This is a genomic window from Ornithinimicrobium pratense (assembly GCF_008843165.1).
GTDB lineage: Bacteria > Actinomycetota > Actinomycetes > Actinomycetales > Dermatophilaceae > Ornithinicoccus > Ornithinicoccus pratensis.
The window spans coordinates 1548462-1573273 of the sequence record NZ_CP044427.1; the positions used below are offsets into that span (position 1 = coordinate 1548462).

Here is a 24812-nt window from a genome sequence, read left to right on the forward strand (position 1 = left end):
CCGTGGCCATGACCGCCACCGGTGTCCACCACCGGTCCTACACCTCCGAGCTACGCCTGCGCGCGACGCGGGCCGAGTATGTCCGCCTGGCACTGATGGGCGTGCTGCTGGTCGTCGTGCCGTTCGTGCTCGACAACTACTGGATGTCGATCGCCAACACGATCCTCATTGCCATCATCGGCGCCGTCGGGCTCAACATCCTGGTCGGCTACACCGGGCAGATCTCCCTGGGGCAGGGCGGCTTCCTCGCCGTGGGTGCTTACACCTCGGTGATCCTCTCGGACCGGATGGGCCTGCCCACCCCGCTCGCGATCGCCTTCGCGGTGGTCTTCACCGCGGTCGTCGGCACCTTCTTCGGCCTGCCGGGGCTGCGGCTCAAGGGGCTCTACCTGGCGATCGCCACCTTGGCCAGCCAGCAGATCATCGAATTCTTCATCCGCCGCGATATCGGCGACTTCCTCACCGGCGGTCTGGGCTACATCAACGTCGAGCGGTTCGGTTTCCTCGGCTTCCAGATCGGTGGCCGAGACGTCTTCGAGCGGCAGTGGTACGTCATCCTGGCGATCCTGGCGGTGCTGTCGGTGATGGCCGCCCGCAACCTGTTCCGCACCGGCCTGGGCCGCTCGTTCATGGCGGTGCGCGACCAGGACATCGCCGCCGAGGCGATCGGGGTCAACCTGACCCGGGCCAAGCTGACCGCCTTCGCCGTCTCCTCCGGCTTCGTCGGGCTCGCCGGTGCGCTCACCGCGCACTACAGCGAGGTCGTCTCCTGGGAGAAGTTCACCCTGCAGGTCTCGATCCTCTACCTGGCGATGATCATCGTCGGTGGGTTGGGCAGCATCGCCGGCGCGGTCTATGGGGCCATCTTCATGACCCTGCTCCCGGTGGTCATCCGCAACGTCGCCAACGCCTTCGAGTCGGTCGTGCCGTTCCTGGGCAACCAGCTGCCCGCGGTGCAGAACGCGACCTTCGGTTTGGTCATCATCCTCTTCCTCATCATCGAGCCCAGAGGGTTGAACCGGCTCTGGGAACGGATCAAAGAGTTCTTCCGGTTCTGGCCCTTCCGTTACTGACGCCCCTGTAGTCCCCCCGACCCCAGCCCACGACATACCTGCAAGACACCCCCAAGGAGAGAACCATGAACCGCACACGACGTGGAGCCCTGATCGCCTCACTGGCTGCCCTGACCCTCGGGCTGTCGGCCTGCGGCAACGGTGACGGCGGAGGCGGCGACGGTGACGCCAGTCCCATCCCGATCGGCATCATCGCCGACCTGTCCGGCGCGACCGGTGACGTCGGCACGCCCTACAACCAGGGCATGCTCGCCTACATCAACCACCTCAACGCTGAGGGCGGCATCGACGGGCGGATGATCGAGGCCGACTCCAACGACTACGCCTACGAGGTGCCGCAGGCCGAGGATCTCTACCGCCAGTACGTCAACGACGGCGTCGTCGCCGTCCAGGGTTGGGGCACCGGAGACACCGAGGCGCTGCACACCCGCGTCGGCCAGGACGAGCTGCCGTTCATGTCCGGCTCGTTCGCCGAGTCGCTCACCGACCCGAACGAGGCGCCTTACAACTTCGTCGTCGCACCGACCTACTCCGACCAGATGCGCGTGGCGCTGAACTGGATCAACGAGGACTCTGGCGGCGACGCCGAAGTCGCGGTCTTCCACCACGACAGCCCCTTCGGCACCGCCCCGGTCGCCGACGGCCAGGAGTGGGTGGAGGAGCAGGGCTACGGGCTGGGCTACCAGGCCTACGCGATGCCCGGCGGCCAGCAGAACTACGTCGGCCTGCTGAACCAGGCGCAGAGCCAGGGTGCGCAGTACATCGTCATCCAGAACGTGGCCAGCCCGGCCGCGCTCGTCGCCCGGGACATCGCCGACCAGAACCTGGACATGACGATCGTCTGCCTCAACTGGTGCGGCAACGAGCTGTTCATCGACACCGCAGGGGAGCAGGCCGCCGAGGGCCACATGCTCATCCAGCCGTTCGCGCCGCTCAGTGTGGAGAAGGAAGGGCACGGGATCATCAACGACTACCTCGAGGAGGAGGGCATCGACCCCGAGAGTGTCGGCACTTCCTGGGTCCAGGGCTGGTACGTCATGCACGTCATGGCCGAGGGCATCCGCCAGGCGGTGGAGAACAACGACGGCGAGGAGCTCACCGGCGAGATGATCCGGGAGGCCCTGGAGACGATGGGCCCGATCGACACCGGCGGCGTCATCGGCGAAGGTGCTATCGAGTTCTCCGCGGAGAGCCACCGCGGCTCCACCAGCACCGGTGTCTACCGGGCCGAGGGCGGCCAGATGGTCGAGGTCGAGGCGGGCGCCACGCCATGAGCACCGCTGCGACTCCCGCGGGGGCGGCCCAGCACACCAGGGCTGCCCCCACCGGGGTCGGCCCGGCCATGCTCGTCCTCAACAACGTCGAGGTCATCTACGACGACGTGATCCTGGTGCTGCGGGGCCTGTCCCTGTCGGTGCCGGAGCACAAGATCGTGGCTCTCCTGGGCTCCAACGGGGCGGGCAAGTCGACCACCCTCAAGGCCGTCTCGGGGCTGCTGCCGAGCGAGCGTGGCGAGGTCACCGACGGCTCGATCGTCTTCAAGGACCAACACATCACCCGGATGGACGCCCCCGCCCGGGTCAAGCACGGGATGAGCCTGGTGATGGAGGGGCGGCACGTCTTCGAGCACCTCACCATCGCCGAGAACCTCGTGGCCGGGGCCTACACGCGCAGCGGCAAGGAGTCGGCCGCGGACCTCGACATGGTCTACGAGTTCTTCCCCAAGCTGGCCGACATGCGGGCCCGGGTCGCGGGCTACCTGTCCGGTGGCGAGCAGCAGATGCTCGCGATCGGGCGGGCGTTGATGTCGCGGCCGCAGTTGCTCATGCTGGACGAGCCCTCGCTGGGCCTGGCGCCGCTGCTGGTGCAGGAGATCTTCGGCTACGTCAAGAGGCTCAACGCCGAGACCGGTCTGACCGTGCTCGTCATCGAGCAGAACGCCCGACGGGCGCTGGAGATCGCCGACCACGGCTACATCATGGAGCAGGGCCGGATCGTGCTCGAGGGCCCGGCCGCCGACCTGCGGGAGAACCCGGACGTCAAGGAGTTCTACCTCGGCCTCGGGGACGAGGGTGGGCGCAAGTCCTTCCGGGACGTCAAGCACTACAAGCGGCGCAAACGCTGGCTCTAGCCAACCGCGGTGCCCCGCGTGATCTACCGGCACCGCATACCCCCAACTGCGAGGAAAGAGGACCCATGTCGATCGAGGCTGCCCTGCAACAACGGGCTGAGGAGATGGCCCCGGCGCTGGCCGAGGTGGTGCGAGGGGCCGCCGAGCGCGTGCCGGGCTTTGCGGCCCGCCTCGCCGAGGCGGGCACGGACGTGGAGCAGGTATGCGGCTCGCCCGGCCTGGGCGCGCTGCCGGTCCTGTCCAAGGACGACCTGGTCGAGCGGCAGCGGACCGAGCCCCCGCACGGTGGCCTGCTCGCCGCGGAGGCGCAGGTCGCCCGCTGGTTCCAGTCGCCGGGGCCGCTCTACGAACCCCAGCTGGTCGATGCGGACTGGCGTTGGGGTCAAGCCCTGGGTGACCTGGGTGTGGGGCCGGGGGATGTGCTGCTCAACTGCTTCGGCTACCACCTGTCACCGGCGGGGGCGATGCTGGAGCAAGGCGCCCGATCGGTCGGGGCCTCGGTGGTGCCCGGCGGCATCGGCAACCAGGAGCTGCAGGCCAGGGCCATCGCCGACCTGGGGGTCAGCGCGTACACCGGACTGCCGTCCTACCTCAAGGCGCTGACCGAGCACTTTGACAAGGCCGGGCTGCCAGCGGACCGGTGGCGGCTGGAGCGCGCGCTGGTCACCGCCGAGCCCCTGCCCGACTCGCTGCGGGCGCTGCTGAGCGAGCGGGTGCCGCACCTGCGGATGGCCTACGGCACAGGGGAGACGGGGCTGCTGGCCTGGGAGCCGGCCGGGGAGGAGCCAGGCCAAGGACTGGTGCTCGCTGACGGGGTGGACGTGCAGGTGTGCGCGATCGGCACCGGGGAGCCACTGAGCGACGGCACTGAGGGTGAGGTGGTCATCTCCCTGCTGCGCTCGGACTACCCGCTCATCCGCTTCGGCACCGGCGACCTGTCCGGCTGGATGCTGGGCCCGGACGGCTCGCTGCGCCTGCGCGGGGTGCTGGGCCGCGTGGGTCAAGCGGTCAAGGTCAAGGGAATGTTTCTGCACCCGCGCCAGGTGACGGCTGTCATGGACGGCGTGCCCGGGGTGCGGGACTATCGCTTCGTCATCGACCGCCTCGACCATGTCGACCAGCTGGCCTGCCACGTCGTCGCCGACGGCGCCGTGGCAGAGGAGGAGTTGACCTCCTCGCTCACGACACGCATCCGCGAGGGCCTGCGGTTCCGGACCGAGGTGCGGGTGGTGGACTACCTCGGCGAGGGTGACGGCCCGGTCGTGGACCGGCGCGACTGGAGCTGAGCCCGCGGGCACGTGGCCCCTGACCCGAGCCATCACGTCGGGCCACCGACAGAGGAACAGAGAGGCATGATGCTTGACGACCGCACGCTGCGTTACCTCTCCACCGTCGCGCGGGCGGGGTCACTGCGGGCCGCCGCACGAGAGCTCGGCGTCGCACCGTCAGCCGTGCAACGGACCCTGGCCGCGGCCGAACGCCGCGTTGGCTGCCCACTCTTTGAACGCGGTCCTGAGGGTGCTCGACCGACGGAGGCGGGACGGGTGGTAGTGCAGCACGCCCAGGAGAGGGAGGATCTCGACGTCCACCTCGCCGCGAGGCTGTCGCGGGTGACAGCGGCGGCCGAGGGCGGGGTGACGGTGGCGCTGGGCCTGGGTTTCGTCGAAGACTTCGCGACCCGGGTGCTGCCCGGGTTCATGCGCAAGCACCCCCGTGTGCTCGTCCGCATCGTCACCGGCGGGACAGGTGAGGTCGTGGCTACCCTGCTACGGGACGACGCCGACCTGGCGGTCGCGCTGCACCCGGCGCCCGACCGACGCCTGCGTGTGGTCCGCGGCACACCCCAGCCGGTAGGCCTGGCCTGCGCGCCCGGTCAGTCCTTGGCCGCGGGAGGGTCCGAGTCGATCACTCCGTCCGCCCTCGCGGGGGAGCGGATGGCCGTCCTCCCACAGGGCTTCGGGTTGCGGGCCCTGCACGACGACGTCCTGCGAGCGCACGCCGTCGAGGTGGACGTCGTCATGGAGAGCGACTCCCAACCCGCCATCGTTGCTGCGGTCGCGGCGGGCCAGGTGGTCGCGCTGCTCCCTCCGGTCACGGTCAAGAGGGCGGTCGAGGCAGAGGTGGTGAGGCTGGTCCCGGTCGACGACGCACACCTGAGCAGGGTCCGGGCTGCCTTGCTGACCCGCACCGGACGACGCCTTTCGCCGGCCGCGGTCGCACTCCTGTCCTCCTGCCAAGCCTGGTTCGACCCCGAGGTGTTGCTCTAGAGGCGCCTCCCTGGGGACTACTTCGGTGCCTTGTGCCACACCCAGGGCTCTCCTAGCCTCACAGCATCCCGCGCTCAGGAGGCCCCGTGGACATCGTCAGGACCCTGGTCAGACTCTGGCCCATCCATCTGGTGGTGCTCGTCGTCAGCATCGTCAGCCAGCTCATCGGCGTCCGGCCGATCCCGATCGGCATCGGCACGATCCTGCTGCTGCCCCTGCTCTTTGCGTTCGTCTTCACCCTCGTGCTCAACCCGCACGTGGTCCCGGCCGTGGGCAGGTTCCTCTCGGCCAAGCGGACCGCTGCGGCCGGCCCCCTGATCGTCATCGCGATCATGCCCTTCATCGCCAAGTTCGGGACGACGATCGGGCCCGGGATCGAGGAGATCGTCCGTTCTGGCCCCGCGTTGGTCCTGCAGGAGCTGGGCAACCTCGGCACGATCCTCATCGCCTTCCCCGTCGCGATCTGGGTCTTCCGGATGGGCCGAGAGTCCATCGGTGCGGTCCACTCCATCGCTCGCGAGCCCAACATCGCGATCATTGCCGACCGTTACGGGCTGCGCAGCCCCGAGGGCACGGGCGTCATGGGCGTCTACGTCATGGGCACCCTCTTCGGCACCTTCATCTTCGCCATCCTCGCCTCGGTGCTGGCGACCGCCGAGGTCTTCAGCGTCGAGGCACTAGCGATGGCCTGCGGTGTGGGCAGCGGCTCGATGATGGCGGCCTGCTCCGGCGCCCTGGCCGCGGCCGCCCCGGAGTCCACCGACACCATCACCGCCCTCGCCGGCGCCAGCAACCTGCTCACCTACGCCACGGGCATGTACGTCAGCCTCTTCGTGGCGTTGCCCATCGTGGAGCGGATCTACCTCCGGGTGCGCCCGAACGACCCCGCCAACCCGCCCGCCCGGACCGCCGAGGAGGCCGCGAAGTGACCACCTACACCTCCGAGGAGGACTTCGTCCCCACCAGCGACGACCGTTCGATCGTCCTGGGCGACACCTTGCGGGACCTGGCCGTCGTGACGCTGATCAGCGTGCCGCTGCAGCTGATCGCCACCGACCTCACGGTGCTCCAGGTGCTGGCAGGCCTGGCGGCCCTCTACGTCGTCTGCATCCTGGGGCTGCTGCTGACCAAGTACCTTCCGTTCTACCTGCCCTCGGTCGCCTGGATCTCCCTGGTCGGGATCGTCCTGACGCTGCCGTTCATGCCGTGGGCGGAGTGGTTCACCGGCCTCGTCGTGGGCATCGACTTCCTCGCGATGGCCGTGCCGGCCCTGGCCTACGCGGGGCTGGCGATCAGCAAGCTGGAACTGGACGTCATGCGCCGGTCGGGCTGGAAGATCCTCATCGTCGCGATCCTGGTCTTCATCGGCACCTACGTCGGCTCTGCCGCGATCGCGGACCTGACGCTGAGGTTCACCACGTGAGCATGAGCAACCCGCCCGCCGCGGGTGCGCCGGTCGCCGTCGTGGGGCTCGGACAGATGGGCTCGGGTATGGCGTCATCCCTGGTCCGCGCGGGGCACACCGTCCTCGGCGTGGACCCCGGCCCGCCCAGCACGCCCGAGGGGGTGGATCGGACCGAGCTGGCCGGCGCGCTGCAGCAGGCGGACGTGGTCGTGCTGTCCCTGCCCGGCGGTGATCAGGTCGAGCAGGTCGTCGAGCAGGTCAGGGCCGTCCACACCCCGAAGCTGGTCATCGACACCAGCACCTGCGACCCGACCGACACCCGCCGCCGTGCCCAGCTCCTCGCCGACACCGGGCACGTGCTCGCCGACGCACCCGTGAGCGGAGGCCCGTCGGGTGCGCTCGCCGGGGAGCTGACCGTCTTCCTCGGCTGCGCCGAGGAGCACCTTGAGCGTGTCCGCCGGGCGCTGGAGCCTCTGGCTGGCCGGGTCACCCATGTGGGCGACGTGGGCGCCGGGCACACGGCCAAGCTGGTCAACAACCTGCTGTGCGGCATCCACCTGAGCGCATCCCGCACGCTGCTGGAGGTGGGGGAGCGCTCCGGCATCGACCCCGCCCGCCTGCTGGAGGCGGTCAACGCCGCGTCGGGCCGCAGCGGGGTGACCGAGGTCAACCTGCCGCGCTGGGTGCTCAGCGGCACCTTCGACTCAGGTTTCCCGGTGGGGCTCATGGCGCGCGACGTCGACCTTGCCGCAACGGTTGCCCAGGAGCTCGGCGCCTCCTCACCCGTCGTGCGGGCGGCTCGGGAGATGTGGGCACAGCTGCGGGACGAGGTCGGCCCGCAGGAGGACTTCAACAGGATGGTGAAGCGGTGAAGATCTGGCAGGAACTGCTCGGGACGGACGTGGTCGGCTCCTACGTCGGGGGTGAGGTCCTGGCCGGTGCGGGGGAGGAGGTGCTCCTCATCGACCCCACGACCGAGGAGACATTGACCGCCTACGCCGACGGCGGTGCCGACGTCGTGCGGCAGGCGGTCGGTGCCGCCCACGAGGCGGGGAAGGTATGGCGCGCCCTCACCCCCTCGGACCGGGGCCGGGTGCTCTGGGCCGTCGGGCAGGCGGTCCGCGACCACCTCGAGCCGCTGGCGCGGCTGGAGGCCCAGGTCGTCGGCAAGCCGCTGCGGGACGCAGTCGCGGAGACCACCAAGGTCGCGGAGATGTTCGAGTACTACGCCGGCTGGGCGGACAAGCAGCACGGCGAGGTCATCCCGGTGCCCACCTCCCACCTGACCTATACGGTGCGGGAGCCCTACGGCGTAGTAGCCCAGATGACCTCGTGGAACGCGCCGGTGTTCACTGCCGGCTGGCAGCTTGCCCCTGCGCTGGCGGCCGGCAACACGGTGGTGCTCAAGCCCTCCGAGCTGACGCCGCTGACCTCGGTGCTGCTGGCCCGGCTGGCGGAGGGCGCGGGGCTGCTGCCGGGAGCGGTAAACGTGGTCGCCGGGCTGGGACCGACGGCTGGCCAGGAGCTCGTCACCCACCGCGACGTCGCCAAGGTCGTCTTCGTGGGCTCACCGGCCACTGGCAGGCGGATCGCGGCGGCGGCGGGGGAGCAGCTGAAGCCGTGCGTGCTGGAGCTGGGCGGCAAGTCGGCCAACATCGTGTTCGCTGACGCCGACCTGGACCGGGCGGTCGGCGGGGCGGCGGCCGCGATCTTCTCCGGAGCGGGCCAGAGCTGCGTCGCCGGGTCGCGCCTGCTGGTGCACCGCAGGGTCCACGACGAGGTCGTCCAGCGACTCGGTGAGATGGCCGGGCAGATCCGTCTGGGCAGTCCCTTCGAGGACGCGACGCAGGTGGGCCCGGTGCAGAACGCCCGCCAGCTGGAACAGATCACCACGATGGTCGGCGCCGCCGTCTCCGAGCGGGCCGAGGCCGTCGCCGGAGGGGCCCGCGCCGACCGGGAGGGCTTCTTCTTCCCGCCCACCGTGCTCTCGGGTGTCAGCAACCAGGACCCCATCGCTCAGCAGGAGGTCTTCGGTCCCGTCGTCGTCGCGATCCCCTTCGACGACGAGGACGAGGCCGTGCGATTGGCCAACGACACCGACTTCGGCCTCGCCGGTGCCGTCTGGACCGGGTCCGTCGACCGGGCGCACCGCGTCGCCCGCAAGCTGCGCGCCGGCACCGTCTGGGTCAACTCCTACAAGACCATTAACGTCATGGCGCCGTTCGGCGGCTTCGGAGCGAGCGGCTTCGGGCGCTCCAGCGGCCTGGACGGGCTGCTGGAGTACACCCAGCCCAAGGCGGTGTGGGTGGAGACGGATCCGGACGCGCCGTTGGCGTTCGGATACTGACCGCCCGCTCCGGAAACCCTCAGGGCAGGAGCTCACTCACCGGTGCGACCTGACTAGTCGGTCCTCGTGCCGCGCTCTCGCACACCGGACGGACATGTCACTCGGTCTGTGCCGTCAGCCCTAGGGCCTCGATCGCGGCGACGGCCGCGGCCTCGTCGTTGTCCGAGGTGTCCCCGGTGATGCCCACAGCGCCCAGGAGGGTGCCCTCGCCGTCGCGGACGAGCACCCCGCCGGGCACCGGCACGAGGGCGCCCCCGATCGCGGAGGTGGCTGCGGCGATGAAGTAGGGCTGCTGCTCGGCCCGGGCCATGAGGGCGCGGGAGCCCAAGCCCATGGCGATGGCCCCGTGCGCCTTGCCGTAGGCGATGTCGAAGCGCTTGGCGGACGAGCCGTCCTCACGCTCGGCTGCCACTACATGGCCGCCTGCGTCGAGGACGACCACGGTGAGCGGCTTGAGCCCTCGCTCCTTCGCTGCAGCGCGCGCTCCGGCGATGAGGTTCCGGGCCGATTCCAGATCGATAGTCATGAAGAGTGCTCCTGGTGCTCGATGGGTAACAGTCAGTTGATGGGTGTTCTGTGGGGCCTTGTCGCGTGTTCTGTCGGGCTTTCTCGGGTGTCCTGTCGTCAGGACATGCGCTCGTCGGCGGCGGTGCGGTCCGCGGTGCGGCTACCCGCCGCGACCAGCGCCTCGCGGACCAGCTCGACTGGGTGCCAGGCGTTGCGCTCGGTGCCGTGGAAGATCTGCTCGCGGCAGGAGGTGCCCGTCGCGCAGATGACTGTCTCGGCCGTCTCGGCCCGCACGGCGGGGAAGAGCCGGTCCTCGCCGATCTGCATCGAGATCTCGTAGTGCTCGGCCTCGTAGCCGAAGGAGCCCGCCATGCCGCAGCAGCCGGCGTCGACCTCGACGACTTCGGCGCCGGGGATCCGCCGCAGCAGCGCCACGGTCGCGGCCGTTCCGACCTCAGCCTTCTGGTGGCAGTGCCCGTGGTAGAGGATGCGCCGGCCGGACAGCCACGAGTCGGGGGCCAGCTCCAGCGCGCCGGAGTCGACCGCCTCCGTGAGCAGCTCCTCCACCTGTCGGACGCGAGCCGCGACCGACACGGCCCGGGCGTCGCCCGGCAGCATCGACAGCGTCTCGTCGCGCAGGGTGAACAGGCACGAGGGTTCGCACCCCACGATGGGCGACTCCTGCGGGCCGGCCGCCAGCGTCGAGACCAGGTCAGCGGCGCTCGCCTTCGCCTGGTCCACGAGCCCCTTGGACAGGGCGGAGCGCCCGCAGCAGCCGGAGCTGACCAGGTCGACATCCCAGCCGGCGCGCTCCAGCAGCTCGATCGCCGCCCGCCCGATGTGCGGCTCGGTGAAGGAGGTGAACGAGTCGGCGAGGAAGCGCACGGTCCCGGGGGAGGCCGGTGCCGCCTGGCTGGGGCTCCCGGAACCGCGCCGGTCGAACCACCTGATCAGGTTCAGCGAGTGGAAGGTGGGCAGCGGGCGCTGGTGGGCGATGCCCAGCGTCTTCTCCATCGCCTTGCGCCCGGGTCCCACCTTGCCGGCCAGGTTCGCGGCGCCGGCCATGCGGGACCCGAGCTTGTTGAGGCGGCGGATTGCGCCGAACACCCGCGAGCGCGGTGGTATGCCGTGCACGTCGTGGCGGTGGGAGAGCGTCTCGCTCTTGAGCTTGGCCATGTCGACGCCCAGCGGGCACTCCGACTTGCAGGCCTTGCACATCAGGCACAGGTCGAGCACCTCGTGCAGCCGCTCGTCGCCGAGGGCCGCCTTGGGGTCGGCCTCGGACAGCGCCTTGACCAGGGCATTGGCCCGACCTCGGGTCGAGTCCTCCTCCTGCAGGGTGGCCATGTAGGAGGGGCACATCGCCCCGACGTGGCTCTTGCGGCATACCCCGATGTTCATGCACCGGTCCGCGGCGCCTCGCATGCCGCCGTTGACGGAGAAGTCCAGGCGGGTTCGGAACATCGGCGCGGGCGGCAGCGCCGCGTCGCGCAGGTTGTCGGTCATCGACGGTGCGTTGACGATCTTGCCGGGGTTGAGGGTGCCGGCCGGGTCGAAGAGGGCCTTGACCTCTCGCATCGCCTCGTAGAGGTCATCGCCGAAGATCTCGCGGTTGAACTCGCTGCGGGCCAGGCCGTCACCGTGCTCGGAGGAGTTGACACCGCCGAACTCGCGGACGAGATCTTTGATCTGCACCGCGACGCGGCGCATCTTGGCCACCTCGTCGGGGTCGGCAAGGTCGACGAAGGGCCGGATGTGCAGGCAGCCGACGGATGCGTGCCCATAGAAGCCGGCCGTCATCCCCTCGGCGTCGAGGATGTCCTTAAAGCGGGTCGTGTAGTCGGCCAGCACCTCCGGCGGGACCGCGGTGTCCTCGACGAAGGCCAGCGGCCGGTTGGTGCCCTGGCTGGCGGCCATGAGCAGGCCGAGGCTCGACTTGCGCACCTTCATCAATGACTGCTGGTCCGCTGGCGTGATGAGGCGCAGGGTGGCGTAGCCGTGCCCGTGCTCCTCCCAGACGCGCGAGACCGCGTCGACCTGGGCGGTCAGCTTGTCGAGGTCCTCTCCGGTGAAGGAGACGAAAAGCAGCGCGTCGGGGTCGCCCACGAGCACCTCGCCCAGGCCGGCGTACTCGATCTTGCTGCGCGACAGGTCGAGGATGGTGCGGTCCATCAGCTCCACCTGCGCCGGGTCCAGTGCCAGCGCGTCGGTGGTGGCCTCGATGGCGGCCTGCGGGCTGGTGAAGTGGCCCACCGCGAAGACGGTGTGCTTGGGCTTGGGCACCAGGTCGACCTCGGCCTCGGTGACCACGACCAGGGTGCCCTCGGCGCCGACGACGAACGTGGCGAGGTCGAAGGGCTCTGTGCCCTCGTCGGAGGCGAGACGGTCCAACCGGTAGCCGCAGGCACGACGCCAGAACGGCGGGAACCCCTCGCCGATCGAGGAGCGGTGCGCCTCGACGATGCCGGGCAGCCCGCGATGGATCGCGCCGACCAGGCCGGGCTCCTCTGCACGCCGCGCCCACTCCTCCTCAGTGAGTGGTCCCAGGCGGGTGACCGTGCCGTCGGCCAGCACCACCTCCAGGGAGCGGACGTGGTCGATCGTCATGCCGTAGCGCACCGAGCCCGAGCCCGCCGAGTTGTTGCCGATCATCCCACCGATGGTGGCGCGGTTGGAGGTCGAGGTGTCCGGGCCGAACATCAGCCCGTAGGCGGCCGCCGCCCGGTTGAGGTCATCCTGCACGACACCCGGCTGGACCACGGCGCGCCGGCCCTCGGGGTCCAGGCTGCGGATCTGGTGCATGTGGCGGGACAGGTCGAGGATCAGGCCCTCACTGGTGGTCTGCCCAGCCAGGGAGGTGCCGGCTCCACGTGCGGTCACGGGTATGCCGTGCCGCGCCGCGATCTTGACCGCAGCGGCGACGTCGGCGGTGTGGCGCGGGAAGACCACGCCCTGGGGCATGAGGGTGTACATGCTCGCGTCCCGCGAGAACAGGTGCCGGGTGTAGTCGTCGAAAGCCACCTCCCCGGAGAGGGCCTCGCGCAGCTCGCGCTCGAGGTCGGAGAGGGCGGCGGGCGTCGTCGACGAGGGGACGGTGGTGCTGGTCATGCGCCGGCGCCCTCCTCCAAGACGGTCATCGCCGCCGCGACGCCGTCGCCGGCGACCGGCACGCCGGACAGGCGCAGCCCCATCTGCACGCCAGCGAGGGCACCCATCAGCGTCAGGTCGTTGATCCAGCCCAGGTGGCCGATGCGGAAGACCGTGCCGGCCAGCCGGCCCAGACCCGCACCGAGCGACATGTCGAAACGGTCCAGGACCAACGCCCGGAAGGCGTCGGCGTCGTGTCCCTCGGGCATCAGGACCGCGGTGAGGACGGGGGAGTGGTAGGGCTCGTCCAGGCACAGCACCTCTAGACCCCAGGCGTTGACGGCGGCGCGGGTGGCGGCCGCATGGCGCTGGTGCCGGGCCAGGACGTTCTCCAGACCCTCCTCCGCGAACATCTGCAGGGCCACCTCCAGGCCGAAGAGCAGGTTGGTGGAGGGCGTGGTGGGCCAGAAGCCCCGCTCGTTGGCGGCCAGGATCGGCTCCCAGTCCCAATAGGACCGAGCGGCGCCTCCGCGTCGGGACGCCTCGATCGCCTTGTCGCTGACCGCGTTGAAGCCCAGACCCGGCGGCAGCATCAGCCCCTTCTGGGAGCCCGCGATCGTGACGTCGACGCCCCACTCGTCGTGCCGGTAGTCGGCCGAGCCCAGACCGGAGATGGTGTCGACCATGAGCAGCGCCGGGTGGCCGGCCCTGTCGATGGCCTCGCGCACGGCGCGGATGTCGCTGGTCACGCCGGTGGAGGTCTCGTTGTGGACGCAGCACACCGCCTTGATGGTGTGGTCGGTGTCCTGCTCCAGGCGCGCTCCGATGGCCTCGGCGTCCACGCCGTGGCGCCAGTCGGAGTCGATCACCTCTGGCTTCAGCCCGAGCCGGGATGCCATCTCCACCCATAGGCTGGCGAAGTGGCCGGTCTCGTAGAAGAGCACCTGGTCACCCGGAGACAGGGTGTTGGCCAGCGCGCCCTCCCAGGCGCCCGTGCCGGAGGAGGAGTAGATGATGACCGGGTTGGTCGTGCCAAAAACTGGCTTGACCGCCTCCAGCACTCGCAGCCCGAGCTGCTGAAACTCGGGACCTCGGTGGTCTATGGTCGTCGCGGAGATGGCCCGCAGCACGGCGTCCGGCTCAGGCGAGGGACCGGGGATCTGAAGGAAGTGGCGGCCCATGAGGGGGAGACCTCTCTGTCTGGATTCGGTGTAGCTCTGTCCGTCACCGCTTGACGCGCGGGCGACATGCGGGCAGCGTATAACATCGAACGAAACGTATATTCCACCAGGTGGAATAGTCGTCTGCGCGCGCGACATCCGTCTCTGGGTAAAGGAGCCGTGCACCACATGGAGGCACCGCTTGCGGGCATTACCGTCGTCGAGGTCGGGGTGTTCATGGCGGCTCCGTTCGCCGCCATGCACCTCGCCGACCTCGGTGCACGGGTGATCAAGGTGGAGTCGCCGACCATGCCGGACCCCACCCGCCAGGTCGGCCCCATGGTGCACGGACGGTCCTCGCCGTTCTTGCGGCTGAACCGCAACAAGGAGTCGGTGGCGATTGACTTCAAGACGCCCGAAGGGCACGCGGCGATGCTGGCGCTTCTCGACGATGCGGACGTGCTTGTGGAGAATCTGCGCCCCGGAGCGCTCTCCCGCGCCGGGCTCGGCCCGGACGTGCTCCTGCAGCGCAACCCGCGGCTGGTCTACTGCTCCGTATCCGGATGGGGTCAGACCGGCCCGCTGGCCCCGCAGCCGGGGTTGGACATCATGGCTCAGGCGCGCTCGGGCCTGATGAGCATCACCGGCGAGCCCGACGGTGAGCCGGCCAAGCTCGGCATACCGGTCGCCGACCTGTCCGCCGGGCTCTACTGCACCATTGGCATCCTGGCCGCGCTGCGGGACCGGGACCTCACCGGCCGCGGCGACGTCATCGACGTCTCGCTCTACGAGTCGGCGGTGTCGCTGGCGGTATGGGAGGCGGGCAAGCACTTCGGCGGCGGCCGGGCGGGCGGCAGGCACGGCTCGGCCCACCAGTCGCAGGCGCCCTACCAGGCGATGCCGACCCAGGACGGCTACGTCACCCTCGGAGCCATCACCCCAGCGACGTGGCAGGCCCTGTGCCAGGTGCTCGACGCGGAGGAGCTCCTGGAAGACGAGCGCTACGCGACCTCCCAGACCCGCTTCGACCACCGCGAGGAGCTCATCTCGACCCTGGAACGGCATACCCGGACGCTGACCTCCGTCCAGCTTCTGGAGCGGCTGGAGGCGGTCGGCGTGCCCTGCGCGCCAGTGGCTGAGTTCGACGCGGTGTTCGACTCCGAGCATCTGCGCGAGCGGGAGTTCTTCTGGGACGCAGAGTCCGAGGAGCTCGGGCCGCAACGTCAGCTGGGCAGCCCGGTGCGCTTCCGTCGCCTGCGGACCAGACGCGACGGCCCCGGCCCGGACCTCGGCGCCGACACCGAACGGGTGCTTGCCCCGCTCCTGCAGGACCAGCGGGACCCCGCTCCGAACCCTCGCGAGTCCCCGGCCGAGGAGGGCTGATGGCGCAGCTGACCACGAGCGTTGAAGGCCCGGTCCTCGCCGTCACCTTCAACCGCCCAGAGGCCCGCAACGCGATGACCTGGGCGATGTATGAGGCTCTGGTCCAGGCCTGCGCCAGGGTGAACGCGGATGAGAGCCTTCGTGTGCTGCTGCTGCGCGGCTCGGGCGGGGCGTTCGTGGCCGGGACCGACATCAGCCAGTTCCTGGAGTTCGAGGACGGGTCAGACGGGGTCCGGTATGAGGAGCGCGTCGAGGAGATCGTGTCGACGCTGGCCTCCGTCGACGCCGTCACCGTCGCGGCGGTCGAGGGCGCGTGCGTCGGGGGAGGGCTCGCGCTCGCCGCCGCGTGCGACCTGCGCGTCGCCGACGAGACGGCGTTCTTCGGCGTGCCGATCGCCCGCACCCTGGGCAACTGCCTGTCCGCCCCCAACGTCGACCGGCTGGTGCGGCTCATGGGCCGGGGGACCGCTGGCGAGCTGCTCCTCCTGGGCCGCTTGCTTCCCGCCGCCCGCATGCTGGACGTCGGCTTCGTCCAGGAGGTGGCACCGACGGAGGGGTTCAACGCGATGGTCTCCGAGGTGGTGGGTCGCCTCGCCGCGCACGCCCCGCTGACGCTGTGGGCCTCGCGCAGCATGCTGCGGGCGACCGCCGGCGTGCCACTTCCCACCACCGAGGAGGAGATGATTGCCCGGGTCTACGGCAGTGAGGACTTCCGCGACGGCGTCCGGGCGTTCGTCGACAAGGCTCGCCCGGTCTGGCGGGGACTGTAGCCAGAACAGGACAGGGGCTTGTTCGCCGATCTCGGTGTGGGTCCACTGAGGCCATTGACAGCCCGGTCAGGGGCTGCCCATACTGGGCCTGCTGTTGAGAGCCTTCCGCTTTGTGGAAGGTCGGTACCGCTCTGCAGAAACCTACTCAGACCGCTAGGTGACTGGGGTCGAGACTCAAGGAGGAGTCCATGGACGACGTCATCCTCGACAGTGTGCCGCTCACACTGATCGGGTTCGGCGCGGTGATCATCGTGCTGTTCTTCCTGATCGCGCGGTACAAGTGGCACGTCTTCACGGCCCTGCTGCTGCCGATCATCCTGTTCGCGTTCCTGCCGGGCGTGGACCGCGGCGCGTTCGTCGATGCCTTCGTCTCCGGCTTCGGCGGCACGATCGAGGAGATCGCGGTGGTGATCGTGCTCGGCTCCCTGATCGCCGAGATGCTCAAGCGCTCTGGTGGCGTCGAGCGCATCACCGACTCGATGATCAAGCTCGTCGGACGTCAGCGCATGCCGCTGGCGTTGACCTTCGCCGGCTTCATCATCGGCATCGCCATCTTCTCCGACGTCGGCTACGTCATCCTCAACCCTCTGGTCCACGGTGCGGCGATCGCCAGCGGTGCCTCGATGGCCACCATGGCGACCGGGCTCGTCGGTGCGATGCAGACCACCCACGCCATGGTGCCGCCCACCCCGGGTCCGCTCGCGGCGGTCGCGCTGCTCGAGGCCGACCTGGGCAGGGTGATCCTGATCGGCTCCGGGATCACCTTCGTGGCATCGCTCGCAGGGTGGGGCTACGCGATGCTCATCGGCAGCAGGGTCACCTCCCCGCCGTCCGAGGAGTTCCTCGGCCAGTCGTTCGCCGAGAAGGGCAAGAAGCTTCCCCCGATCGGCCTGTCCTATGCGCCCATCGTCGTGCCGCTCATCCTGATCGCCGGTGGCAGCTTTGCGAACCTGCTCCTGGACGAGGGCACCTTCGCCCACGAGTTCATCACCTTCGTCAGCTGGCCCGTCTTCGCCCTCGGCGTCGGCGTCATCATCGCCTACATCCTGTCGATCAAGATGACCGGCAAGAAGGACTCCGAGGACCGTCGAGACGCGTGGGTCGAGGAGGCTCTGCGCGGGTCGGCCATGATCATCATGGTGACCGGCCTGGGTGGCTCGCTGAGCCAGGTCCTGCGCGGGACCCCCGCCGTCGACGTCATCGCCGAGGGCGTGGCCGCGACCGGCCTGCCCATCATCTTCCTCCCCTTCGTGCTCGGCATCGTCGGCAACATCATCACCGGCTCGACCACGGTCGGTGTCATCACGGCGGCCTCCATCACCGCACCCCTGCTGGGCCAGGTGGACCTGTCGCCTGAGGCAGCGATGCTCGCCGCCGCGTCCGGTTCGATCATCGTCAAGTACGTGAACTCGAGCTACTTCTGGGTCTGCACCTCGCTGTCCAGGATGCCGCTGAAGTCCGCGCTCATCTCCTACGGCGGTGTCACGCTGGTGAACGGCGTCGTGGCCATGGCGTGCGTCGTCATCCTGTGGGCGATCGGCGTCGTCTGAGCCTTGCGCGCGGGGTCCGGTCGTGGTGTGCTCCAGGTCACAGCACTGTGTAGGAGGAGCGACCATGACCCAGACCCTCGAGCCCACCACGAACCCGGAGACCACCGACCCGCAGTTGCGCGTCGACGAGTGGTTCTCCGCGTTCGAGGACGCACTGACGGCAGGCGACGTGGAGCGAGCGGCCGAGATGTTCGCGCCCACCTCGTTCTGGCGCGACCTGATCGCCTTCACCTGGAACATCACCACGGTGGAGGACCGTGAGGGGGTGGCCGACCTGTTGCGGCACACCCTCGACGAGGTCAGGCCGTCGGGTTTCCGCACCACGGAGCCGCCCACGAAGGACGATGGGGGCATCACCGCCTGGTTCGAGTTCGAGACCGTCGTCGGCCGCGGGAGCGGTCACCTGCGTCTGAAGGACGAGGGTGCCTGGACCTTCCTCACCGCGCTGCAGGAGCTCAAGGGCCACGAGGAGCCGCGGACGACGCGCCGGAAGATGGGCGCCGAGCACGGTGCGGACAAGAGTCGCCTGACCTGGTTGGAGCAGCGCCAGCAGGAGGCCGAGAGCCTGGGCAGCTCCACGCAGCCCTACGTCCTTGTCGTCGGCGGTGGCCAGGGCGGGATCGCGCTGGGCGCGCGTCTGCGGCAGCTGGGTGTCCCGGCGTTGGTCATCGACAAGCATCCGCGGCCAGGGGACCAGTGGCGCAGCCGCTACAAGTCCCTGTGTCTGCACGACCCGGTCTGGTACGACCACCTGCCCTACCTGAAGTTCCCGGACAACTGGCCGGTGTTCGCGCCGAAGGACAAGATCGCCGACTGGCTCGAGTCCTACACCAAGGTCATGGAGGTGCCCTACTGGGGCAGCACCGTGGCGACGAGCGCGGCATACCACCAGGACGCGGGGGAGTGGGTGGTCGAGGTGGAGCGCGAGGGCAAGCCGCTCACCCTCCGACCCCGGCAGCTGGTGCTTGCCACCGGGATGTCGGGCAAGCCCAACGTCCCGGACGTCCCCGGTCAGGACGTCTTCCGTGGCGACCAGCACCACTCCTCGGCCCACCCCGGGCCGGACGCCTACGCAGGCAAGAAGGTCGTCGTCATCGGCAGCAACAACAGCGCCTTCGACATCTGCGGAGCGCTCTGGGAGCACGACGCGGACGTGACCATGGTGCAGCGCAGCTCCACCCACATCGTCAAAAGCGAGACGCTGATGGACATCGGCCTGGGCGACCTCTACTCCGAGCGTGCCCTCGAGGCCGGCGTCACCACCGAGAAGGCGGACATGACCTTCGCCTCGCTGCCCTACCGGATCATGCACGAGTTCCAGATCCCGCTCTATGAGCAGATGAAGGAGCGGGACAAGGACTTCTACGACCGGATGGAGCAGGCCGGCTTCTGGCTCGACTTCGGCGACGACGGGTCGGGCCTGTTCATGAAGTACCTGCGCCGCGGCTCCGGCTACTACATCGACGTCGGTGCCGCCGAGCTGGTGGCCGACGGGCAGGTCAAGCTGGTGCACGGCCAGGTGGACCACCTCACCGAGGACGCAGTGGTGCTGGAGGACGGCACCGAGCTGCCGGCCGACCTGGTCGTCTACGCCACCGGCTACGGGTCGATGAACGGCTGGGCCGCGGACCTCATCAGCCAGGAGGTCGCGGACAAGGTCGGCAAGGTCTGGGGCCTGGGCTCGGACACGACCAAGGACCCCGGCCCGTGGGAGGGCGAGCAGCGCAACATGTGGAAGCCGACCCAGCAGGAGGCGCTGTGGTTCCACGGCGGCAACCTGCATCAGTCACGCCACTACTCGCTATACCTGGCGCTGCAGCTCAAGGCGCGGTTCGAGGGGATCGAGACGCCGGTCTACCGGCTGCAGGAGGTGCACCACAAGGCGTGAGCGCTCAGCCGCCGGGGAACCGCCTGGCGTGCGCCGACGAGGTGGGCGCCGGTCTGCCGGTCGTGGAGCGGGCCGGGCTGGATGACGCGCTGACCGCAGAAGACGTGGCGCAGGAGCCTGCTCGACCATCGTCCCTTGATCCGGAGTAGTAGGGTCTTCCAGGATCGGGACAGCTCAGTCCGATCGGTGGCGTTCGAGGAGGAACAGACCATGACACGACGGCTCAGCACCCGCACCCGACTCCTGGCGCTCGCCCCGCCCCTGGCCCTCGTCCTGGCGTCATGCGCGCCAGGGGGCACGGACTCCTCGGGGGATCCGGTCGAGGACGACGACGGAGGCACGGCGGGGGAAGCAACCGCAAGCGTGCAGGAGCTGACCCGCGAGGACGTCGAGGGCGGCTCCCTCAACTACCTGTACTTCACTGACGGCCCGGATCAGGCCTCGACCGAGGAGCTCATCTCCGCCTTCGAAGAGGAGTACGGCGTCACGGTGAACCTGGAGATCGTGCCCTTCTCAGACCTCGAGACCACCTTGCAGACCCGCCTGTCCGGCGGCCAGGCACCGGACGTGGCCCGGATCACGGCGACGGCACCGTTCGAGGGCGACCTGCTGGATCTGACCCCCTACGTGGGGGCGGACTACCCGGAGACCTTCATCGAGGGTCTGCGGGCGCCCATGCAGCAGGGCGACCAACTGGTGGCCGTGCCCTCCGACCTGACGATGAACGGTCCGTTCGTCAACGTCGAGCAGTTCCAGGAGGCGGGTGTCGACCTGCCAGACCCCGAGGACCCGTGGACCTGGGAAGAGATGATGGAGGCCGCTGCTAGCGTGCAGGAAGCAGTCGGCACCGAGTTCGCCTTCGCGCTGGATAAGTCTGGCCACCGACTGTCCACCGTGCTGTCCCAGAACGGCACCTACCTCGTCGACGCGGAGACGGGTGTGCTCGACCCGGACCTGGCGACCGAGGCGCTGCAAGCGCTGACCAGCATGATCGAGGACGGCAGCTCGCCCCGTGACTTCTGGCTCGACTCGGGCACGAGGTATGCCGGGGCGAACGAGGTCTTCCTCGCCCAGCAGGTCCCGGTCTATCTCTCCGGCAACTGGCAGGTCGCCCAGTTCGAGGCTAACGCGCCGTTCGAATGGGCCGCGGCACCCAACCCCTGCATGACCGAGTGCGGAGGCTTCCCGGGCGGCAAGTTCATGGCCGGCTTCGCCGACACCGACGAGCCCGAGCTCACCGCGCTGTTCCTATGGTGGATGAACGACACCGAGCAGCAGCGCCAGTTCGTCGACGCCTCCAACTTCTTGCCCACCCGGGCCGACCTGGTGGAGGACGGCGTGGAGTACGCCTCGCGCAGCGAGGACATGAACGTCTTCCTCGAGGACATCCCCCGCACCCCTGAGGCGGCCTACGCCTCTGCCTACTCCCCGGAGTTTGGGGCGGCCGCGACCGAGTTCGTGGAGTTCTACGCCCAGGTCGTCGCCGGCCAGCTAGAGCTGCCCGAGGCGATGGAGGACCTGAGCAGCACGCTCGGTGATTGACGGCTCGTCCCATGACCAGTCGCCCCCCTGCCACGCCCGACGCGCCCGCAGCAGCGGCAGGGCCGGCGCCCACCCGGCGCCGGCCCCGCTACCGTCCCGGCGGGACCGTGCTGACGCCGTACCTCTTCCTGCTGCCGAACATGCTGATCTTCGGCCTGTTCACCATCTGGCCGGCGATCAACGGCTTCAACATCTCGCTCTACGCCAGCACCACCGGCAGATCGTTCGAGTGGGCGGGCCTGGACAACTACCGGGCGATCGGGGCAGACGACCGCTTCTGGTCGGCCCTGACCAACACGCTCGTCTACGTCGCCGGGTTCGTGGCGCTCAGCGTGGTGTGCGCGGTGCTGTTGGCCGTCGCGCTCAACGCCCAGCTCCGGGGCCGCTCCTTCTTCCGGGCGGTCTTCTTCCTGCCGGTGCTGCTCTCCCCGGTCGTGGTCGGCCTGATGTGGCGCTGGATGCTGGAGCGGCGCGGGGGGCTCGTCAACGCCGGCCTGCAGGCCATCGGTGGCCCGGAGATGCCCTGGCTCGTCGATGGGCGGCTGGCGATGCTGAGCATCATCGCCGTCGGCCTCTGGACCAACGTCGGCTTCTACACGATGATCGCCCTTGCCGGCCTGCAGTCGATCGACGGGTCGTTGTACGAGGCGGCCTCGGTCGACGGCGCCAGCAGGTCCCAGCAGTTCTGGGGCATCACGCTGCCGCTGCTCATGCCGACGGTGATGGTGGTGCTGATCCTGGCGACGATCAACGGCTTCCAGGCCTTCGACTACATCTACAACCTCACCGGCGGCGGCCCGGTCGGGGGCACCACCCTGATGGTGCAGTTCATCTACGACAACGCCTTCGGGCCCCGGCGGGAGTACGGCATGGCGGCGGCGGCCTCGGTCGTCCTCTTCCTGGTCGTGCTCAGCTTCACCCTGGTCAACTGGTTCATCGGGCGTCGGAGGGAGGCGACATGAGCGCGGTGCTCCCCGGCGCGGTTGAACCGGTCGCGCCACCGCGTACCCCCCAGGATCCCCGGCGCCGATGGACTTCTACGTCGGGCCGGCCCCCGAGCCTGGCCGACGTCTCGCGCGCGACCGTCCTGATCGCGCTGAGCCTGGTCGTGCTCATCCCGCTGCTGTGGGTCGTGCTCGGCTCGTTCAAGACCCCTGCAGAACTGGCGCTGCGCCCGCCGACCCTCGTCCCCCGGGAGTGGATGCCGGGCAACTACACGGAGGCGCTGGGCGCGTTTGCTTTCGTCCGGGCCCTGGGGAACAGCGTCTTCGTCACCGTGGTCGCCACCGCGCTGACGCTCGTGGTCAACTCGCTGGCGGCCTACGCGCTGGCGAAGTACAACTTCCGCGGCCGTGACTTCCTGTTTCTCGTGACCCTGGCGACGATCATGATCCCGCTACAGGTCATCCTCATCCCCGTCTACCAGATCACTGCCCAGCTGGGGCTGGTCAACTCCCTGTGGGGCGTGATCATCCCGGCGGTCGCGACCCCCACGGGGGTGTTCCTGCTGCGGCAGTACATGCTCACCATCCCCGATGAGCTCATCGACTCAGCTCGCGTCGACGGCGCCAGCGAGCTGCGCATCTTCCTGCGGATCGTGCTGCCGCTATGCCGCCCCGCGCTGGCGGTGCTGGCCATCTTCTCCGTGCTGTGGCGCTGGAACGATTTCCTGTGGCCCCTCGTCGTGACCGACCAGAACACCCGCACTCTTCCGGTGGCGCTCTCGCAGTTCGCCAGCCAGGAGGTCGTGCCGTTCAACCTCGTCCTGGTGATGTCGGTCGTCTCGATCATCCCCGTGCTGGTCGCCTTCCTGCTGTTCCAGCGCCAGATCGTGCAAGGCATCGCCTCCACCGGGCTGAAGTAGAGCGCACGCAGCTTGGCCGCGCACCGCGGCGGCAGGTGTTGTTGCATGGTGGTGTCCCTGATTCACCGACACACGGAGGTATGCCATGGCTCAGGTCACCGAGTCCGTCGACGTCAACGTCCCAATCCGGGTGGCGTACGACCAGTGGACCCAGTTCGAGACGTTCCCCGAGTTCATGGAGGGCGTGGAGTCCATCACCCAGGAGACCGACACCCGCAACCGGTGGAAGGTTAAGGTCGGCGGGGTGGCTCGCGAGTTCGTCACCGAGATCTCCGAGCAGCACCCCGAGGAGCGCATCGCCTGGACCACCGTGGACGGCGACCTCCAGCAGGCCGGTGTGGTCACCTTCCACAAGTTGGACGACGACACCACCCGCGTCACCATCCAGATGGACTGGGACCCCAAGGGCCTGGTGGAGAAGGCCGGGGCCGTCATCGGAGTAGACGACCGCCGCGTCAAGGCCGATGCCAAGCGGTTCAAGGACTTCATCGAGTCGCGCGGCGTGGAGACCGGCGCCTGGCGCGGCGACGTGCCGCGCGACTGACCCACGCCTCACCACCGCGTCAGCAGCGGACCCGGCCGCCCTGAGGCGGCCGGGTCCGCTGCGTTGTCGGCATCGCCGACGGCCAGGCCAGCAGGCCGTCGCTGGACTCGACGCGGCCGTTGCGGCCGTTGCGGCTGATCGGTCGCCCACCGCATCCCAGCACCAGGGCGTAGGCTGCCTGGATCGGGATCGTTCAGGTACCGCCACCAAGGGACACACCATGGCTGACAAGTCTCCGCGCAACTCCCTCTCCAAAAAGTCCGGCAAGTCGATCAAGGAGAAGCGGGCGGACAAGAGGGCCAAGACTGAGCATGCCTCTGGCATCGAGACCACCCTGCACCCCAAGAAGCGCTGACCTGGGGCTTCTGCTCACCGCCCGGCGGCCACGGGTCTGATCGGGCCGAGCTGGCGGCCCCTTGCCGGTGGTTACGCTCACTCCGTGACGCTCACGGCCCGGACCCTGCTCGCCGTCTCCGCCGGCGGCGCCGTGGGCAGCCTCCTCAGGTGGTTCGTCGACGTGCTGATGCCGGGCGCCTGGGGGACGCTCCCGTGGGGGACCCTGCTGGTGAACGTGCTGGGGTCGGCCCTGCTGGGGGTCGTCGTCGAGGTGCTGGACCGCGGGGGCGGCTCCGGTGTGCTGGGGGCGTTTCTCACGACCGGCGTGCTGGGTGGGTTCACCACCTTCTCCACGTACGCGGTGCAGGTGGCTCTCCTGGGAGGCGCAGACCCCGCCGTGGCGCTCACCTACTTCGTGGTGACACCGCTGCTCTGTGTCGCCGCTGCCGGGCTGGCCACCACGTGGGTGCGTCGGGCACGGGGGGCGGCGTGACGGGTATGACGTGGGGCTGGGCGGTCCTCGCCGTCGCCGTCGGCGGTGCTGCCGGAGCGGTCGTGCGACTCCTCCTCGTCTCTGGGCCGTGGGGGAGGCTGCGCGGCGTGCTCGTCGCCAACACCGTCGGCTCGGCCGGCCTCGGAGCGGTGGTCGCACTCGTGGAGTCGCCGGTGGTGATGCTCCTGCTGGGGACCGGCGTGTGCGGTGCTCTCACCACGTGGAGCACGCTGGCCGTGCAGACGGCCCAGCTGGGCCCGCGCGCACCCGGGTTCGCCGCCGCATACCTGCTCCTCAACCTGGTCCTGGGCCTCGGCGCAGCACTCCTCACCCTGACCCTGCTGGGCTGAGCATCGCTACTCCCCGAACCGCTCCCGGATCGCCTGGCCGACGAGGGTGGGCTCCGCGGCGTCCAGTATGTCCAGGACCGCACTGGCCCTAGCTCGCGCTGCAATCAGCGCCAGG

General features: G+C 69.5%; 24 protein-coding genes. 21 read left to right on the forward strand and 3 right to left on the reverse strand.

Annotated features, from left to right (window positions below):
* Positions 1–8: 8 nt before the first annotated feature.
* From FY030_RS06950 to FY030_RS06990, 9 genes are all read left to right on the forward strand, one after another.
* Positions 9–1073: a branched-chain amino acid ABC transporter permease gene (locus FY030_RS06950; RefSeq protein ID WP_158060874.1), complete on the forward strand. Its 1065-nt coding sequence runs from the start codon at positions 9–11 to the stop codon at positions 1071–1073.
* A gap of 65 nt (positions 1074–1138) precedes the next feature.
* Positions 1139–2347, forward strand: coding sequence for an ABC transporter substrate-binding protein (locus tag FY030_RS06955; protein WP_158060875.1), 1209 nt, complete (start codon positions 1139–1141; stop codon positions 2345–2347).
* Positions 2344–3204, forward strand: a complete 861-nt coding sequence (locus FY030_RS06960) for an ABC transporter ATP-binding protein (protein ID WP_337692493.1) — start codon at positions 2344–2346, stop codon at positions 3202–3204. Before FY030_RS06955 ends, FY030_RS06960 begins: the two co-directional genes overlap by 4 nt.
* A 65-nt stretch (positions 3205–3269) precedes the next feature.
* Positions 3270–4490, forward strand: a complete 1221-nt coding sequence (locus FY030_RS06965; protein ID WP_238348601.1) for a phenylacetate--CoA ligase family protein — start codon at positions 3270–3272, stop codon at positions 4488–4490.
* Positions 4491–4556: 66 nt separating this feature from the next.
* Positions 4557–5471, forward strand: coding sequence for a LysR family transcriptional regulator (locus FY030_RS06970; RefSeq protein ID WP_158060876.1), 915 nt, complete (start codon positions 4557–4559; stop codon positions 5469–5471).
* An 86-nt stretch (positions 5472–5557) separates the two neighbouring features.
* A complete protein-coding gene (locus FY030_RS06975; protein ID WP_158060877.1) occupies positions 5558–6400 on the forward strand; it encodes a DUF3100 domain-containing protein in 843 nt (280 codons plus the stop codon).
* Positions 6397–6894: a hypothetical protein gene (locus tag FY030_RS06980; protein ID WP_158060878.1), complete on the forward strand. Its 498-nt coding sequence runs from the start codon at positions 6397–6399 to the stop codon at positions 6892–6894. Before FY030_RS06975 ends, FY030_RS06980 begins: the two co-directional genes overlap by 4 nt.
* A gap of 2 nt (positions 6895–6896) precedes the next feature.
* Positions 6897–7748 (forward strand): NAD(P)-dependent oxidoreductase, encoded by an 852-nt coding sequence (locus tag FY030_RS06985; protein ID WP_158060879.1) that lies wholly within the window; start codon positions 6897–6899, stop codon positions 7746–7748.
* Complete coding sequence (locus FY030_RS06990) at positions 7745–9223, forward strand: aldehyde dehydrogenase family protein (protein WP_192498758.1); 1479 nt, start codon at positions 7745–7747, stop codon at positions 9221–9223. Before FY030_RS06985 ends, FY030_RS06990 begins: the two co-directional genes overlap by 4 nt.
* A gap of 97 nt (positions 9224–9320) precedes the next feature.
* Here FY030_RS06990 and FY030_RS06995 read toward each other — a convergent pair whose 3' ends face one another.
* From FY030_RS06995 to FY030_RS07005, 3 genes are all read right to left on the reverse strand, one after another.
* Positions 9321–9749 carry a GlcG/HbpS family heme-binding protein gene (locus FY030_RS06995; RefSeq protein WP_158060881.1) on the reverse strand — a complete coding sequence of 143 codons (429 nt, stop codon included), beginning with the start codon at positions 9747–9749 and terminating at the stop codon, positions 9321–9323.
* 98 nt (positions 9750–9847) lie between these two features.
* A complete protein-coding gene (locus FY030_RS07000; RefSeq protein WP_158060882.1) occupies positions 9848–12838 on the reverse strand; it encodes an FAD-binding and (Fe-S)-binding domain-containing protein in 2991 nt (996 codons plus the stop codon).
* Entirely contained in the window at positions 12835–13998 is a 1164-nt protein-coding gene (locus tag FY030_RS07005) for a pyridoxal-phosphate-dependent aminotransferase family protein (RefSeq protein WP_158060883.1), read from the reverse strand. Before FY030_RS07005 ends, FY030_RS07000 begins: the two co-directional genes overlap by 4 nt.
* Before the next feature lie 168 nt (positions 13999–14166).
* Here FY030_RS07005 and FY030_RS07010 point away from each other — a divergent pair, with 168 nt between their 5' ends.
* The 12 genes from FY030_RS07010 (at position 14167) to FY030_RS07060 (ending at position 24697) form a co-directional block, all read left to right on the forward strand.
* Positions 14167–15360, forward strand: coding sequence for a CaiB/BaiF CoA transferase family protein (locus tag FY030_RS07010; protein ID WP_158060884.1), 1194 nt, complete (start codon positions 14167–14169; stop codon positions 15358–15360).
* Positions 15360–16130, forward strand: a complete 771-nt coding sequence (locus tag FY030_RS07015; protein ID WP_192498759.1) for an enoyl-CoA hydratase — start codon at positions 15360–15362, stop codon at positions 16128–16130. Before FY030_RS07010 ends, FY030_RS07015 begins: the two co-directional genes overlap by 1 nt.
* 188 nt (positions 16131–16318) lie before the next feature.
* Complete coding sequence (locus FY030_RS07020; RefSeq protein WP_158060886.1) at positions 16319–17680, forward strand: GntP family permease; 1362 nt, start codon at positions 16319–16321, stop codon at positions 17678–17680.
* Between the two features lie 64 nt (positions 17681–17744).
* Entirely contained in the window at positions 17745–19568 is a 1824-nt protein-coding gene (locus FY030_RS07025; protein ID WP_158060887.1) for a flavin-containing monooxygenase, read from the forward strand.
* A complete protein-coding gene (locus tag FY030_RS16340; RefSeq protein ID WP_192498760.1) occupies positions 19565–19717 on the forward strand; it encodes a hypothetical protein in 153 nt (50 codons plus the stop codon). The genes FY030_RS07025 and FY030_RS16340 overlap by 4 nt, the downstream gene beginning before the upstream one ends.
* A 61-nt stretch (positions 19718–19778) precedes the next feature.
* Positions 19779–21110 (forward strand): ABC transporter substrate-binding protein, encoded by a 1332-nt coding sequence (locus FY030_RS07035; RefSeq protein WP_158060889.1) that lies wholly within the window; start codon positions 19779–19781, stop codon positions 21108–21110.
* Positions 21111–21121: 11 nt separating this feature from the next.
* Entirely contained in the window at positions 21122–22072 is a 951-nt protein-coding gene (locus FY030_RS07040; RefSeq protein WP_158060890.1) for a carbohydrate ABC transporter permease, read from the forward strand.
* Positions 22069–22974, forward strand: a complete 906-nt coding sequence (locus tag FY030_RS07045; RefSeq protein WP_158060891.1) for a carbohydrate ABC transporter permease — start codon at positions 22069–22071, stop codon at positions 22972–22974. Before FY030_RS07040 ends, FY030_RS07045 begins: the two co-directional genes overlap by 4 nt.
* 85 nt (positions 22975–23059) lie before the next feature.
* Complete coding sequence (locus tag FY030_RS07050) at positions 23060–23518, forward strand: SRPBCC family protein (RefSeq protein ID WP_158060892.1); 459 nt, start codon at positions 23060–23062, stop codon at positions 23516–23518.
* A gap of 220 nt (positions 23519–23738) precedes the next feature.
* On the forward strand, positions 23739–23873 hold the full coding sequence (locus FY030_RS17060) for a hypothetical protein (RefSeq protein WP_272950547.1): 135 nt from the start codon (positions 23739–23741) through the stop codon (positions 23871–23873).
* A gap of 84 nt (positions 23874–23957) precedes the next feature.
* Positions 23958–24347: a fluoride efflux transporter FluC gene (locus FY030_RS07055; protein WP_192498761.1), complete on the forward strand. Its 390-nt coding sequence runs from the start codon at positions 23958–23960 to the stop codon at positions 24345–24347.
* A gap of 5 nt (positions 24348–24352) precedes the next feature.
* On the forward strand, positions 24353–24697 hold the full coding sequence (locus tag FY030_RS07060) for a CrcB family protein (protein WP_158060894.1): 345 nt from the start codon (positions 24353–24355) through the stop codon (positions 24695–24697).
* Positions 24698–24812 lie beyond the last annotated feature (115 nt).